Origin of the sequence: Amycolatopsis rifamycinica, from assembly GCF_000695625.1 — a bacterium.
GTDB lineage: Bacteria > Actinomycetota > Actinomycetes > Mycobacteriales > Pseudonocardiaceae > Amycolatopsis > Amycolatopsis rifamycinica.
In genome coordinates, this window is sequence record NZ_JMQI01000021.1 from 20,406 (window position 1) to 33,333 (window position 12,928).

A 12,928-nucleotide genomic window follows, 5' to 3' on the forward strand; every position below is an offset into this window, starting at 1 on the left:
CGGGCTGAGGGTGATGGGCCGCCGGTTCGAGCCCGGAGCGGTAGCGCGGACCGACGCTGACGGGCGCCGCTTCGAGGCGAAGCCGTGCGCGGACCGACGCTGACGGGCGCCGCTTCGAGCCCGGGCCGGTGGCGCGGACAGCCGTGTCCGCGCCACCGGTTCCCTCAGAAGCCCGCCAGGCCGTTCGGCACCCCGGTGCCCGTCGGTGCGTCGTAGCCCGGCCCCGCGACGCACAGGTAGTCGCCGCCGCACTTCTTGCCGCCGCCCGCCGGGTCGTTGCTGCCCGTGGTCACGTCGGTGAACGCGCTCGCGTTCGCGTACACGCTGGCCGGCTGGGTGGTTCCCGCGTGCCCCGACCGGCCGATCAGGCCCGCGACGAACGGCGCCGACGCGCTCGTGCCGCTGACCGGGAGCCAGCCGCCCGCGTCCGTCGCGTGGATCGCGATGTCCTCGGCCGCCGCCGCCACGTCCGCGACCGTCCGCTTGCCACAGTGGGTGTCCTGCTGCCACTTCGGCTTCGCGATGTACGCCGAACAGCCGCTGCCGCCGTAGGTCCAGGCCTGTTCGGCCCAGCCGCGCGGGGAGTCCGGGTCGCGGGCCAGCGACGTCCCGCCGACCGCGATCGTCGACGCCAGGACGGCCGGATAGCTCGCCGCCGTGAAGCCGCTGTCGCCGGAGGAAGCCACCACCGTCACGCCCGGGTGCCGGTAGTGGCTCGCGTACGCCAGCGGCGCGCCCCCTTCCCGGGCGCCGTAGCTGTTCGACACGACCTTCGCGCCCAGCCGCGCCGCCGTGTCTTCCGTCTCCGCCAGGTCGGCGAACCCGGGCGAGTTGCCCTCCACGACCAGGAGCCGGCACGACGGGCACGCCGCCGAGACCATCGACACGTCCAATGTGGACTCGACGGACCACCCGAAGTCTGCCGCCGGCAGCGGCGCCGCGGCGCCCTGCTGGTTCACCTTGCGAAAGCAGCCGTTGGCCGTCGTGCAGGGCGGCAGGCCGTACTGCGCCCGGTACGTGGCCAGGTCGGCCTCCAGGTTCGGCGCGTCGTAGGCGATCGAGATGCCGACGACGGTGTCCGGTCCGGCCGCGGCGGGCAGCCGGTAGGCCGACGCCAGGTCGTCGGCGCCCCAGCCGGCCGGGCCGGCGGCCGAGACGCGGGCCGAGCCGGGGGTGTAGGTGGTGAGGCAGCGCAGCACGCCCGGCCGTTCGGGGCACGCCGCCCGCGGCGCGGGTGCCGCGCTCGCGGCCGGTGTGGCGAACCCGGCGGCCACCACCGCGGCGGCCAGCACGCCCAGCCCTCTTCTGTTCACTGTGGACAGTCCCCTCATGACGTGTAGACGTGGTAGGCGGCGGTGATCGTCTCGGCGATCGTCGCCCCGGCGGCGTCGGAAGCCGTGACGCGCAGGGAGACGTCCGTGCCGCCGAACGACTCCGTGGCCGCGGCGAAGTCCGCGTGGAACACGCCGTTGCCGCGGGCGGTCACGGTCGCGTCCTGCCAGGTCGTGCCGTCGGTCGAGTACTGCACGGTCGCCGCCGTCACCGGCGAAACGGCACTCTGCTGCAGGTGCCCGACCGTCAGGTCCATGCCCTGCGGGCCGGACACCGTCGACCCGTCCGGCCGCAGCCCCCCGACGGCGTACTTCAGCGTCAGCAGCGGTTCGACCGCACACTGCCGGTCGGGCCCGCCGTCCCCGCGGGCGCAGTACAACGTCGGGGGCAGGGTCGAGCCTTCGACGTGCCGGGACGGCCACGTCCACTCCGTGTGGGTCGCGGTGCTCTGCCGGTACATCGGCCCGGTGCGTCCGGCGTCGATCGTGAGCCCCAGCGTCGACGGGCCGGGCGCGACCTCCCGCTCGAAGCCGGCCGCGACGGCCCCCCGCGGCTCGCCTTCGGCCAGGGTCGTGCCGTCCTGGGTGAACCGGTAGTGCCCGGTGATCGTGTCCCGGGACTCGCCGTAGAACCCGAAACCGGTGTGGCCCGGCTGGTTGTCGCTGAACGGCGTGATCGAGAACCGCAGCAGATCACCCGCCCGCGTCGCACCCGGCAGCGTGTACGCCCGGCCGTCGGTCAGCGGCAGCAGCGCCACCTCGCCCGCCGGGTGCAGCGGGAAGCGGTTCCAGTCCTCGGTGACCGACGAGCCGCCCTGGTAGGTGTGGAACGGCTCGCGCTGGCCGCCGGCCCAGCCGGGGAACGGCCCGGGCAGCACGTACTTCGAGAACCCGCCGAACCACCCCAGGTCCGGCGACGCCGAGACGTACTCGGTCTGCCTCCGGGGCAGCGGGAGCGGGTGCGCCGGCCGGCCGCTGACGTCCTCGAAGGTGAACATCCCGCTGCGCTGGCGCAGGCCGAGCGAGGAGTACTCGCTGAAGTAGGTGGCGTCGACCGCGGCGATGTCCTTCGCCGTGATCACGTACCGCTGCTGCGGAATCACGCCGATGCTCGCCTTCTGCAGCACGTATTCGTACGGCGTGCCGGGCCCGGGCGGGGACACGAGCCTGCTGTACGGGTAGGTCTGCAGCGCCCCGGTGCGCACCGGCACGGCCGTCGGCGACACCGAGATCGGCACGCCGGGCCCGGCGTCGAAGTCGACGAGCAGGGCCGGCCCGGTCCTGGCGGCCCGGCGGAACAGGAAGCCGGTGTCGTCGAGCAGCGCGGGGCGCGGCGTCACCCAGGTCACCTTGCTGGACGCCCGTTTCGCGTCGACGCGGACGGTCGCGTCCGCGTGCACCGCGAACTCCGGCTGCGCGCTGAACCGCAGTTCGGTCGGGTTGCCGTCGGCGTCGGTCGTCCAGAACACGCCGAGCGCGCTGTAGTTGCCGTCCGGCACGCTGAACTTGGCCGTGCCGCCGAAGAAGTAGTTGAAGTTCTCGTCGGCGGCGAGGGCGTCGCCGTCGTCGGTGTTGTAGAGGAACGCGATGCCGGTGTCGGCGGGCTTGCCCACGATGTCCGTGGCGTCGACGGAGACCGTCCGCATCACCGACCGCGGCCGGGCGGCCTGCCGCTGCGGCGCGCCGGCGAGGGCGTACCGCACGCCGTCGGCGAACAGCCCCCGGCCACCGAACCGGCCGCGCGCGCTGTCTTCTTCGAACTGCTTCGCCAGCGCGGCGCCGAACGTGGCGGTGTCCACCGGCGCCCGGCCGCCGGCCAGCAACGCCTTGACGTCGAACAGGCTCAGGTCGAGCCCGCGCCCGAGGTAGGGCAGCGCGGTGCCGGGCACCTCGTAGTCCCGGCCGCCGAGCCGCAGGTGCACCAGCGCCCGCGCCATGCCCTTCGCCGCGGCCGGCCGCACCTCGAACGTGTCCCGGCCGTCCGGTGCGGTCCGGACGGTCACCTGGTCCCCGGTGACGAGGGTGACGGTCGACGACGGTTCCGCGGCGACCGCGGCTGTCGCGGACGGCGGGGCGAGCCCGGCCACGCCCGCCGAACCGGCGAGCAGGACCGCGAACACCGAAAATGTTCTTCGCACTGGCACCTCCGTGTGGTGATCGATCACCACTACCGACGAGCCAGCCGCCCGGACCGTTGAGCCCGGGTTCTCGATCTTTCGCGAATTACCCCGACCGGTCCAACAACGGACAGTCAGCGCCGCGCCTGGTCGAAGGCTCGCGGTCACGAAGACGATCTCGCCGTGTTCCCGCCGGGTGACTTCCCGGTGGTCAAAGCGTCCGGCAGGTGAGCGCCGGGCGGGCGTCGGCACTTCCGTTCTGCGTCAGGGCGATCAGGCCGAAGGTCGTCGTCGCGTTCGCGTCGAGCTTCGCGTTCCAGTCGGCGTTTTCGACCGTCACCGTGGAACCATCGACCGTGTAGGTGCCGTTCCACAAGCCGCTGATGCGGTGACCGGCGGGCAGCTGCCAGCGGACGCTCCAGCCGGACAGGCCCGCGGTGCGGTCGTTGCGCACCGTCACCTGGACCTGGTAGCCGCCGGGCCAGGAGTTCGTCACCTCGTAGCGGGCGGCGCAGCCCAGGTCGGCCGTCGTCGTCGGCGCGGAAGACGCCGGGGGCGGCGAAGCGGACGAAACGGGGGCGGCGACGGTGGTCGTGCCGCCGGGGACCAGCACCGTGCCGATCAGCACGCCGATGGCCAGCAGGACCGCGCCGGCGGCCGCCGCCAGGACGAGCCGGCGGCGCGGACGGCGGACGCGCAGGAGCCGGGTCCCGGCCCGGGCCCGCGGGCGGGGCGGCGGCAGCGGACGGCCGCCGGTGACCGCTTCGAACAGCTCCTGCACCTCCGCCATCGACGGACGGCCTTCGGGGTCCCGCTGCAGCATCCGGGTCAGCACTTCGGCGAGCGGCCCGCTGTGCCGCGGCGGGGCGATCTCCTCGTTCGCGATGCGCAGCAGGAGCGTGATGGCGTTTTCGTCGTTGCCGAACGGGGGAGCGCCCTCCAGCGCGCGGTAGAGCGTCGCGCCGAGGGAGAAGACGTCGGACGGGAAGCCGGCTTCGCGGCCGCCGGCGACTTCCGGGGCCAGGTAGGCCGGTGTGCCGGCGATGAACCCGCCGCCGGTCACGGTGCCTTCGCCGGTGGCCCGCGAGATGCCGAAGTCGGCGATCTTCGCGACGCCGGCCTCCCCGAGCAGGACGTTGCCGGGGGTGACGTCGCGGTGCACGACCCCTTCGGCGTGCGCGGCGGCGAGCGCCGACGCGACCTGCACGCCGATGCGCGCCACCTCGTCGGCGGGCAGGCTCTCCCGGTCGAGCAGGATCTCCGCCAGGCTGCGCGAGGGCAGGTACTCCATCACCAGGTAGGGCCCGCCGGCCGCGTCGACGACGTCGTGCACCGTGATCGCGTGCGGGTGGCGCAGGCGTGCGGTCAGCCGTGCCTCGCGCAGCGCACGTAGGCGCGCCTGCTCACCGGCGGCCTGCCCGGTGGCCGCGTCGTAGTCCAGCTGCTTGACCGCGACGACCCGATCGAGCCGCTCGTCGCGGGCGCGCCAGATCACGCCCATCGAGCCCTGGCCGATCCGTTCGGCCAGCCGGTAGCGCCCGGCGATCAGCTCTCCTGCGTCGGTCACGGCGACCTCCCCGGCCTTCCCTCCCGGACACACGGATGCGGGTGGCGATCGGTTCGAGCCTAACGGCCTGCCCGCCGGTGTGCCGACGGACAGGCCGTGCTCAGGCGCCGGGCCGGTGCAGCTGGTCCCACGCCGGGACGTACGGCGTGAAGCGCAGTTTCATCCCGGCCTCGCCCGGCAGCTTGTCGGCCTTGCGGGCGTTGCAGCTGCGGGCGGTGCCCCCGCACGCGGCCACCGTGTTGAGCCAGTCGGTCCGGGCGCCGCCGCGGCTCAGCGGCGTCACGTGGTCGATCGTGGTGGCGCGCTGCCCGCAGTAGGCGCAGCGGTGGCCGTCACGGACCAGCACGCCGCGCCGGGACCAGCGCGGCGGCTGGGTATATCGCCACTTCATGACGACATACCGCAGCAACCGCACGATCTTCGGGCGCGGGAACAGCCCGTAGGCGAGGCCATCCTCGGCTTCGTGGATTTCGGCGACGTGGCGCACGAGCATGCGGATCGCGTGCGGGACCGAAACGGTCTGCAGCGGCTCGTAGCCGGCGTTCAGGACGAGCACCTTCACAGCGCACTCCCTTTCGACGATGGGACGCGGGACGCTTTCCCGCTGGGCCGAAATCATCGTCGCCGAGGGGCTTGACCTGCGTCAATCGTGTTTCACGGCAGCGGATGCGCGCGGAAGAACCGCCAGATGACCGGCGTCGCGTCGATCACCGACGGCGTCGCGGAATCGTTGTTGGGCCGGGTGCTGGGCCACACGTGCCCGGCGCCTTCGACGCGGTAGTGCTCGAGGACGCCGTGCCGGTCGCAGCCGAGCCACTTCTCGGCGACCACCCCGGTGACCGGCGTCCACGACACCGGATCGGGCCGGCAACCGTCCCTTGTGGACCAGGCCGCCAGCCAGTCCGGGATCGCGGGCAGGCCCTTCGCGGGGTTGCCGGTGTAGGGGATCGTCGTGTCGGCGGTGCCGTGGAAGTCGAGGACCGGCACCGGACGGCTCGGGTGGCACGCGCCGCCCTGGGGGTAGAACGCGCCGGAGACCGGGGCGAACGCGGCGATCCGCCCGGCCAGGCGGCAGGCGAGCACGCCGACGAACCCGCCGCCGTTGGACTTGCCGGCCGCGTAGATCCGGCCCGGGTCGACGCAGAGCGTGCGCTGCAGCGCGGTCAGCAGGTCGCTGGTGAACAGGACGTCGTCCGCGGCGGCCGAGTAGGGCGCCCCGGTCCACGCGGACTCGCCGTCGGTGCCGATCAGGCCCTGCGGGTAGACCGCGATCGCGTCCAGTGCCGAGAAGCCGGACAGCTCCTCCTGGTACTGCGAGGTCCGCTTGTGCCCGTGGAAGGACAGGACCAGGGGGTACGGCCGGTGCGGGTCGTACCGGGCGGGCAGGTGGACGGTGTACTCGCGGTCCAGGCCGCCCGAGGTGACGTGCCGGGTGGTCGTCACCCCGGCCGCGAAGCCCGCGGGACTCCCGCAGCCGGTGGTGCGGACGGGGTGGTCGGCGACGCCGGCCGCGCCGGCGGGCGCGGCGAAGGCGGTGGTCAGGGCGCAGGCCGTGGCGAACACGGCCGCCCACCGGGGGAAACGTCCGGGCACTCGATCCTCCTTGATCGACAACGGGGTGTGGCCAGCATCACCCGAGGGGCCCGCGGCCCCTAGATTGCGTTCATAAAGTGCGCGGTCGGAACCGTCGGACCCGCTCGGTAGGATCGACCTGGCCTCGGGCCCCCGGGACACGCGCACCCTCGGACACGCGGAAAGGAATGGAAGTGACTGCCCCGATCGAGACGCTGGAGTTCCAGTCGGAAGCGCGTCAGCTGCTCCAGCTGATGATCCATTCGATCTATTCGAACAAGGACACGTTCCTGCGGGAGCTCGTGTCGAACGCCTCCGACGCCCTCGACAAGCTGCGGCTGGAGTCGTACCGCGACAAGGACCTCGAGGCGGACACCGGCGACCTGCACATCGCGATCGAGACCGATCCGGAGGCGCGGACCCTGACGGTGCGCGACAACGGCATCGGCATGACCCGCGACGAGGTCGTCGCCCTGATCGGGACGATCGCCAAGTCCGGCACCGCCGACTTCCTGACCAAGCTGAAGGAGGCGAAGGACGCGGCGGCGTCGCAGGACCTGATCGGGCAGTTCGGCGTCGGGTTCTACGCGAGCTTCATGGTCGCGGACAAGGTCACGCTCGTGACGCGCCGCGCGGGCACCGCCGAGGGCGTCCGCTGGGAGTCGACCGGCGAAGGCACGTACACGATCCAGCCGGTCGAAGACGCGCCCCAGGGCACCGCGGTCACGCTGCACCTCAAGCCCGAGGACACCGAGGACCACCTCTACGACTACACGTCCGCGGCGAAGATCCGCGAGATCGTCAAGCGGTACTCCGACTTCATCACCTGGCCGATCCGGATGCAGGGCGAGGGCGAAGACGCCGAGGTCGAGACCGTCAACTCGATGAAGGCCCTGTGGGCGCGCTCGTCGAGCGAGGTCTCCGAGGACGAGTACCACGAGTTCTACAAGCACGTCAGCCACGACTGGCAGGACCCGCTGGAGACGATCCGGCTGCAGGCCGAAGGCACGTTCGAGTACCAGGCGCTGCTGTTCCTGCCCTCGCACGCGCCGATGGACCTGTTCCTGCGGGAGCGCAAGCGCGGCGTGCAGCTCTACGTCAAGCGCGTCTTCATCATGGACGACTGCGAGTCGCTCGTCCCCGAGTACCTCCGGTTCGTCAAGGGCGTCGTCGACGCGCAGGACCTCTCGCTGAACGTCTCGCGGGAGATCCTCCAGCAGGACCGGCAGATCCAGCTGATCCGCCGTCGCCTGGTCAAGAAGGTGCTCTCGACGGTCAAGACGATGATGACCGCGGACGCCGAGAAGTACGCGACGTTCTGGCGCGAGTTCGGCCGGGCGGTGAAGGAGGGCCTGCTCGACGACTTCGAGAACCGCGAGGCCATCCTCGAGATCTCGTCGTTCGCCTCGACGCACGACGCCGAGAAGCCGACGTCGCTGCGCGAGTACGTCGAGCGGATGAAGGACGGCCAGCAGCACATCTACTACATGACCGGCGAATCGCGCTCGGCGATCGAGAACTCGCCGCACATGGAGGCGTTCCGCGCCAAGGGCTTCGAGGTGCTGGTGCTGACCGACCCGATCGACGAGATGTGGGTCGACGCGGTGCCGGGCTTCGACGGCAAGCAGTTCCAGTCGATCGCCAAGGGCCAGGTCGACCTCGAGTCGGAGGACGACAAGAAGGCCACCGAGGTCGCCCGCGAGCAGCAGAAGAAGGACTTCGAGGGCCTGCTGACGTTCATGGGGACGGCGCTGGGCGAGACGGTCAAGGAGGTCCGTCTCTCGTCGCGGCTGACGACGTCGCCGGCCTGCATCGTCGGCGACACGCACGACCTGACCCCGACGCTGGAGAAGATGTACCGCGCGATGGGGCAGGAACTGCCGCCGATCAAGCGCATCCTCGAGCTCAACCCGGAGCACGCGCTGGTGACCGGGCTGCGCGAGGCCCACGCGGCCCGCCCGGACGACGAGGGCCTGGCCGAGACGGCCGAGCTGCTCTACGGCATGGCGCTGCTGGCCGAGGGCGGCGAACTCGCCGACCCGTCACGGTTCATCAAGCTCCTGGCCGGCCGCCTGGAGAAGACCCTCTGACGTCTCCTGACGCTCGTGCGTGGTAAGGCAGGTTCTGACCCGCCTTACCACGCACGACAAGCCGGGTGGATCGGTCAGGGGGCCGCGTTCATCAGGTCCAGTGCGCTCTGCTGGCGAGCCGCGTCGGGCTGGTCGAACGGGCCTGCCCACATCAAGCCGTACGCGTCCGCGCTGTTCCGGTCGTTCGCGTACGCCGCGTTCGCCTGTCGCTGCAGGTAGGGCGTGTACGGACGGTCCGTCAGGGCCGCGTTCAGCACCGCCAGGTCGCGGACGTACACGCCCTTGAAGCTCGGGCCGTCGACGCCGCCACCGCCGGCCGTCTCGCCCGGGTCGCGGAGGACGCCGCCCGGGTTCAGGCCGGTGTTCGTCGTCGAGGCGTTCGCCATCGCGCGGGCCTTCGTCAGCAGGCCCGCGTCGCCGGTGGCGCGGTACAGCTCGGTGAGCGCCGCCAGGGGCACGCCCTGGTTGTACGTCCAGACCGGCTGGCCGTTGTTCGCGCAGGTCGACGTGGTCAGGCCGTCGTTGACCAGGTTCGAGCCGTTGATCATCCCGCTGCCCGCGAACCACGTCCAGCCCGCGCGGGCGCGCGCCAGGTACGTCGTGTCGCCCGGGATGCGGTTGTGCAGGGCCGCGTTCAGCTGGACGTACAGCGAGTTCGGGATCGCGTTCTTGTAGGTGCGGCTCGTGCTCCACCAGACCCCGCCGCCGCAGACGCCGTCCCAGTACGCGTACATGTGGTCGGCGTCGGCGCGCGCGGTGTTCAGGTACTTGCTGTCGCCCGTCAGGTCGTAGGCGTCCACCCATGCCAGGCCCCACCAGCCCGTGTCGTCCAGGTAGTCGTTCCGGAACTGGCCGCCCTGCGCGGCGAGGTTCTTCGTGTACGTCGTGTCGATCGCGTAGCGGTAGCTGCCCATGCCGCTGATCCGGGCGTTGTCGATGACCGCGGTCAGCGCGTTGGCCGAGTTCCACCACCCGGTCGTGTCGAAGAGGCCGGTGCCGAGGTTGTACCGCTCCATCAGCGCCGTGGCGGCCGCGGTGCGCCGGTCCCAGGCGTTCCACGTCGGACGCGCCCAGCCGGTGCAGGCGATGGTGCCCGACCCCGCGGGCTGCCCGCACGCGCGCAGCAGTCCGACGCCCTTGTTCGCCCAGTCGTCGGCGTTGTACATCAGCGTCCGCCAGCCGGTCGCGCCCGGCGGCGTCGCGGTGTCGCCGAGTTTGCTGCCCGACGCCCACGTGCGCCCGGCGTCGAACGAGCGGTCCAGCCAGACGTGGTCGCCGGCCGCGCCGCCGGTGATCGCCGCCCAGCCCATGTCGTCGGCGTCGTCGAGGTGCAGGGAGATCCGGCGGGATCCGGTGGTCACGGAGACGCCTTCGCGATCACCGGGGGACAAGGCCGGATCCCGCGCATCGCAGTACTTGTCACAGATCGGGGTGGCGGCGGCCGGGGCCGCGGCGGGCGTGGCCGCCATGACCACGGCGAGCAGGGCGACAAGGAAGTGCATCGGTCACCTTCCGCGTTGAAGGGCGATGGTTCCATTGTGGCGTCCCGATCTCAGTGGTCCAGTCCTTTCCGGGACAGGTTCCGGACAGGAATTCACCCCCGCCGCGCGCTCGGCAGGAGCCGGCACCGCACCGCGATCCCGGTGCCGAGCGCGGCGGCCGCGGGCGTGGTGGGCGGAGGAGTGGTCGCGGGCGCCGGGGCGCCTGAGCCGCGCGGACGCTTGAGCCCGCCGCCCGGCGGGTATCCCGGGCCCATGACGAATCTCGACGACACCACGACCGCGAAGCTCGACGAATTCGTGCTCGCCCGGCTCGCGGAGGACGAAGAGCGCGTCCGGGCGGGGGAACTGCCGCTGATCGACGAGGCCGAACGCCGCGGGCGGCTGCGGATCATGTACGCCGACGACGAGGACGGGCTGCTGCTGGCCGGCGGGCCGGTCGAGGCGACGGAGGACCGGCACCCGGTGCCGTTCGCCGAAAAGGCGGAGTTCCTGCGCCGCGAGATCCGCGACGCCCACGACGACGCGTCCGTCAAGCTGATCGCGTCCGTGTACGAAGCCCACCCCGACTGGCGCGACGAGTGGCGCCCGTGACCTGATGCCCGCGCGGCCGGCTCGTCCGCGGATCTTCGCCGACCGGGAGGACGGCGGCCGCCGGCTCGCGGGCGAGCTGCGGGAGCGGGCCTGGGCCGACGCGGTCGTGCTCGGGCTCGCCCGCGGCGGGGTGCCCGTGGCCGCCGTCGTCGCGCGGTGGCTCGGTGCCGAACTGGACGTCGCGGTGGCCCGCAAGATCGGCGCGCCGGGCCACCGCGAGTACGGCGTCGGCGCGGTCACCCCCGACGGCCCGGCGATCTACGACGAAGCCGGCCTGCGCGCGCTGAAGCTGACCGCCGCGCGGATGGCCCGGGCCGAGAGCCGGGAACGGGCCGAGGCGTGCCGTCGGATCGAGCGCTACCGCGCCGGCCGACCGCCCGCCGGCCTCACCGGCCGGGACGTCCTGCTGGTCGACGACGGGCTTGCGACCGGCGTCACCGCGACGGCTGCGCTGCGTGACGTCCGCGCCGCCCGCCCGCGGACGCTCGTGTTCGCGACGCCGGTCGCCGCCCCCGGCGCGGCCGCGCGCCTGCTGGGCGAAGCCGACGACGTCGTCTGCGTCGCCGAACCACCGGAGTTCCGCGCGGTCGGCCAGTGGTACGCCGACTTCCGTCAGCTCGGTGACGACGACGTCCTGGCCCTGCTCGCCCCGTGACTCCACTCGGGGTGCACCCGGGTTGACCGGGTGGGTGACGGGGTATCACCCGATGGGGGCACCGACCGAAGAGGCGGGAGCGGGGATGAGCGAACGGGACGGGCTCGGCGCCGCGGCGCGCGGTCTACGGCAGTACCTGCTGGCCGTCGCGGCTAAACTGGACGCACCCGCCTGGTTCTGCGAGGTGGACGTCCCGGCCGGCGCGTATGTGGCACTGGAGCGCCGCCTCACGCGATTCCCGGACCACGAAACGGCATTGCTGTGGGACGAGCGCGACGGCTGGGCGGCCGCGGTGGAGTCCGCCGCCGGCGAGGAGGTCATCGTTCTCGCCTACCTGGGTGAAGACGTCCTGCCCCCGCCCGAGGTGGTCGTGGAGTTCGTGGCGGGCATGTACGGCGAGAAGTACCCAGGGCGGCCGGACCCGCCGGACTTCCGGAGACCCGGCACCGCGGACGGCTTCGACGAACGCCTGGCCGCCTACGCCGGCGACCCGGTGGGGCAGGCCTGAGTCAGCGGGCCGGCAGGACGCAGAACTCGTTGCCCTCCGGGTCGGCGAGCACGATCCACGGGTCGTCGGGCGGGTCCTCGAGGACCTTCGCCCCGAGCATCACCAGGCGTTCGACCTCGGCCCGCTGATCCCCTTCGACCGGCGCCAGATCCAGGTGCAGCCGGTTCTTGCCGGCCTTCTCTTCGGGCACCGGCTGAAACAGCAACGCCGGCCCGTCTTCGAAGTCGAGCTGGCGGTAGGTCAGGCCGTGGGAATCGGTCCACGTGCGGCTCTTCGCGTTGCCGAGGGCCGCGGACCAGAATTCGGCCAGCAGGTCCGGCCGTCGGCAGTCCACCGCCACCGCAAGGATCCGCGCGGCCGTCATGCCTGCGCCACGATGCGGTTGATGGCTTCGGCGACCAGGTCCGGTTCGGACACCGTCACCGTCAGGCCCGGGTGGCGGACGCGGCCCCACGGGTCGATGCCGCGGACCGGTTCGCGGAACCGGAGGCACACGCCACCTTCGGTCGTCGTGCCGAAAGTCAGGCCGCGGTCGGCCAGGGAAAGGCGGACGCCGAACACGCGGAAAGCCCGGTACGGGCCGGTGGCCTCGGCCCCGGCGAGGTTGCTCAACGGGGTTTCGACCAGCCACGGTCCGAACCGGACGCGCAGGCCCGCGGCGTCCAGTTCCAGACCGGCCCGCGGCCCCAGGATGCGGCGCAGCCACCCGGGACCGGCGAAGTCCGCGTGGAGGCGGTAGTGCACGACGACGGCGGGTTCGCCCACCGCCGCCGCTTCGCTCGTGGTCATGCGCCGCCGCCCAGTGGCGGGACGTCCGATTCGTCGTCGGCCGGGAGTTCGGGCTCGCGCCACTCCTCGGCGCGGGACGGGCCGTTGCCCTGCAGGGTCCCGCGCAGCTCGGCCTTCAGAGCGTCGTCCTCCCGGGGTGAATGCCGGTCGCTTTCGCGGTGCATGGGAACCTCCTTCACGCGGTGTCCTTCCCGGCTACCCGGTGA

General features: G+C 72.5%; 13 protein-coding genes. 4 read left to right on the top strand and 9 right to left on the bottom strand.

The window, feature by feature from the left end:
- Positions 1-164: 164 nt before the first annotated feature.
- From DV20_RS09700 to DV20_RS09720, 5 genes are all read right to left on the bottom strand, one after another.
- A complete protein-coding gene (locus DV20_RS09700; RefSeq protein ID WP_235190763.1) occupies positions 165-1,313 on the bottom strand; it encodes a S53 family peptidase in 1,149 nt (382 codons plus the stop codon).
- 14 nt (positions 1,314-1,327) lie between these two features.
- Positions 1,328-3,469 (bottom strand): hypothetical protein, encoded by a 2,142-nt coding sequence (locus DV20_RS09705; RefSeq protein WP_235190764.1) that lies wholly within the window; start codon positions 3,467-3,469, stop codon positions 1,328-1,330.
- A gap of 190 nt (positions 3,470-3,659) precedes the next feature.
- Complete coding sequence (locus DV20_RS09710; protein WP_043778567.1) at positions 3,660-5,015, bottom strand: protein kinase domain-containing protein; 1,356 nt, start codon at positions 5,013-5,015, stop codon at positions 3,660-3,662.
- A 100-nt stretch (positions 5,016-5,115) separates the two neighbouring features.
- Positions 5,116-5,577 (bottom strand): HNH endonuclease, encoded by a 462-nt coding sequence (locus DV20_RS09715; RefSeq protein ID WP_043778568.1) that lies wholly within the window; start codon positions 5,575-5,577, stop codon positions 5,116-5,118.
- Positions 5,578-5,669: 92 nt separating this feature from the next.
- Complete coding sequence (locus DV20_RS09720; RefSeq protein ID WP_043778570.1) at positions 5,670-6,608, bottom strand: alpha/beta hydrolase family esterase; 939 nt, start codon at positions 6,606-6,608, stop codon at positions 5,670-5,672.
- A gap of 173 nt (positions 6,609-6,781) precedes the next feature.
- Here DV20_RS09720 and htpG point away from each other — a divergent pair, with 173 nt between their 5' ends.
- The gene (gene htpG / locus DV20_RS09725; RefSeq protein ID WP_043778919.1) at positions 6,782-8,677 is read left to right on the top strand and encodes a molecular chaperone HtpG; all 1,896 of its coding nucleotides are present in this window, start codon (positions 6,782-6,784) and stop codon (positions 8,675-8,677) included.
- Positions 8,678-8,751: 74 nt separating this feature from the next.
- Here htpG and DV20_RS09730 read toward each other — a convergent pair whose 3' ends face one another.
- Positions 8,752-10,179 (bottom strand): glycoside hydrolase family 76 protein, encoded by a 1,428-nt coding sequence (locus DV20_RS09730; RefSeq protein ID WP_043778573.1) that lies wholly within the window; start codon positions 10,177-10,179, stop codon positions 8,752-8,754.
- A 252-nt stretch (positions 10,180-10,431) separates the two neighbouring features.
- On the opposite strand from DV20_RS09730, the gene DV20_RS09735 reads away from it, so the two are divergent.
- The 3 genes from DV20_RS09735 to DV20_RS09745 all read left to right on the top strand — a co-directional run bounded on the left by DV20_RS09735 (position 10,432) and on the right by DV20_RS09745 (position 11,933).
- Positions 10,432-10,770 (top strand): hypothetical protein, encoded by a 339-nt coding sequence (locus DV20_RS09735; RefSeq protein ID WP_043778575.1) that lies wholly within the window; start codon positions 10,432-10,434, stop codon positions 10,768-10,770.
- Between the two features lie 4 nt (positions 10,771-10,774).
- A complete protein-coding gene (locus DV20_RS09740; protein WP_043778577.1) occupies positions 10,775-11,425 on the top strand; it encodes a phosphoribosyltransferase in 651 nt (216 codons plus the stop codon).
- An 85-nt stretch (positions 11,426-11,510) separates the two neighbouring features.
- The gene (locus DV20_RS09745) at positions 11,511-11,933 is read left to right on the top strand and encodes a DUF6292 family protein (RefSeq protein WP_043778579.1); all 423 of its coding nucleotides are present in this window, start codon (positions 11,511-11,513) and stop codon (positions 11,931-11,933) included.
- A gap of 1 nt (position 11,934) precedes the next feature.
- Here DV20_RS09745 and DV20_RS09750 read toward each other — a convergent pair whose 3' ends face one another.
- Genes DV20_RS09750 through DV20_RS45775 form a run of 3 tightly spaced genes read right to left on the bottom strand, consistent with a single transcriptional unit; the run spans position 11,935 to position 12,886 of the window.
- On the bottom strand, positions 11,935-12,297 hold the full coding sequence (locus DV20_RS09750; protein WP_043778580.1) for a VOC family protein: 363 nt from the start codon (positions 12,295-12,297) through the stop codon (positions 11,935-11,937).
- A complete protein-coding gene (locus tag DV20_RS09755; RefSeq protein WP_043778584.1) occupies positions 12,294-12,722 on the bottom strand; it encodes a hypothetical protein in 429 nt (142 codons plus the stop codon). Before DV20_RS09755 ends, DV20_RS09750 begins: the two co-directional genes overlap by 4 nt.
- On the bottom strand, positions 12,719-12,886 hold the full coding sequence (locus tag DV20_RS45775; protein ID WP_167344369.1) for a hypothetical protein: 168 nt from the start codon (positions 12,884-12,886) through the stop codon (positions 12,719-12,721). The genes DV20_RS09755 and DV20_RS45775 overlap by 4 nt, the downstream gene beginning before the upstream one ends.
- Between the last annotated feature and the right edge of the window lie 42 nt (positions 12,887-12,928).